Below are 1,720 nucleotides of genomic sequence, written 5' to 3'. Positions count from 1 at the left end.
GTTTTTCAGTGGCTTCGTGTAATACCAGATTCATGCCTAACAGTCTATCTTATGTTATGTCTTTTGAGGATAAATGAAGCGGAAAGAAGAATGAAAATTCCATTTACAATATATACATCTGTAATAATAAAGGCTAGGTTAGCTGCACCAAAACCACCTTTATCGAATATAGAAGCGAATGCTGTAGTAGTCAAAAAGATAATGGGAGTTAACAGTAAAAATAAGAAACCTGCAACAATCCTTCTTTTAAAGTTATTTTGAGATAGGGAAATGGCTAAAAAATTAAGGACGCCAAACATAATTAATGAAAAAAGAAGGGTAATTAATAATTGCATTCCAACATACATTTCCACAGCTCCTTTTTGAAAAATCTATTGTTTTTTGTATTCGAAAACAGTAGGTGATACACCTTTAAATATTTGGACTATACAAAGTATATAAAGTTTAATCCTAGAAATTGAAAAAGAATGGACCAAGTAAAATACTGGATCCATTCTTAAGAAATATTAGTTTTATAAATTCGCAGATTGCGAAGGTTGTTTTTCATATTGTTTCTGTTTAGATAGGGAAATAAATATAATCAACAATGAAATGACGCCGAAAATTAGAACCATATACTGTAATCCAATTGTATCTAAGAAGAAGCCAGTTCCAAGTAAGACAATTTGGAACATAACTCTCTCAAACATATTACGGAATGAGAAGAGGCGGCCGTGATAGCTTTTTTCTACTTTCGTTTGAAAAATTGTCGACATAATAGGGAAGAAACAGCCGACACTAAAGCCAAACAAACCAAACGATGTAAGAGCCATCCATTTTATATCGCTAAAGAACAATGAAAGGTGTGCAAAAGCGGTACAAATTGCGAAGAAATATAGTAACTTTTCAGGTTTGAAATGATCAGATAAACGTTTAATAACGAAGGCACCTAACATAAATGCTACACCTTCAATTGTATATATGAATCCTTTAATTGTTGGATCGTGTTGCATTTCGCTAATGTTAATAACCATTAAATTGAATCCAGCTATAAATAATAGAGGGATAATACTTAATATAAGTGCTGTAAAAGCAATAGGAATTCCTTTTAAAATACGAAATACTTCCATAAAGCTATTATCTTTAGCTGATTCTTTACTTAATGTAGCTGATTTTTTATCTTCAAATTGTAGGAAGAAAGTTGAGAGGAATAATAAAGCGTATGCTGCCATTGAGAAGGCATACATATACTGTAAACTCATTACAACTAAAAGAATTCCACCTAGTGAAGTACCTGCAATACGAGCGATTGTACCAACATTCATATGTACACCGTTCAACTGTAATAGTTCATGCTCACGAACGATGAGTGGAATTACAGATTGTAATGCAGGGAAATAAAATGTCGCTGAAATTTGAAGTACAATCATAAATGCAATCATGAAAGCGATACTTTCATATTGAATAGCGAAAAACATGAAAATAACACTAATAACACGACCAAATCCAGCGTAAAGAAGAACTTTCTTTTTTTCATATTGATCAATGACACGTCCAGCCATTGGACCAACTAGAACACCAGCTAACAGTCCGATAAATAATATAACGGATTTCATAAAATCAGAAGGGACGTATTTTTGCATAAATTCAAGATTACCAAGAATACCAAGCCATAACCCTAGACCAGCAATAAACTCCCCAATTAATACGATCCAAACATTTTTATTACGCCACATAATTT

Annotated in this window: 2 protein-coding genes; both read right to left on the bottom strand. The window is 32.4% G+C overall.

The window, feature by feature from the left end:
• Positions 1-44 precede the first annotated feature (44 nt).
• A complete protein-coding gene (locus tag AC1DTM_RS25250) occupies positions 45-347 on the bottom strand; it encodes a hypothetical protein (RefSeq protein ID WP_256415971.1) in 303 nt (100 codons plus the stop codon).
• A 165-nt stretch (positions 348-512) separates the two neighbouring features.
• Positions 513-1,715: an MFS transporter gene (locus AC1DTM_RS25245; RefSeq protein ID WP_016105138.1), complete on the bottom strand. Its 1,203-nt coding sequence runs from the start codon at positions 1,713-1,715 to the stop codon at positions 513-515.
• Positions 1,716-1,720 lie beyond the last annotated feature (5 nt).

The sequence above is a fragment of the Bacillus sp. P4_D3 genome, assembly GCF_056401855.1.
The sequence above is the reverse complement of the archived record's forward strand: the minus strand, read 5'-3'. Positions and strand labels throughout refer to the sequence as shown.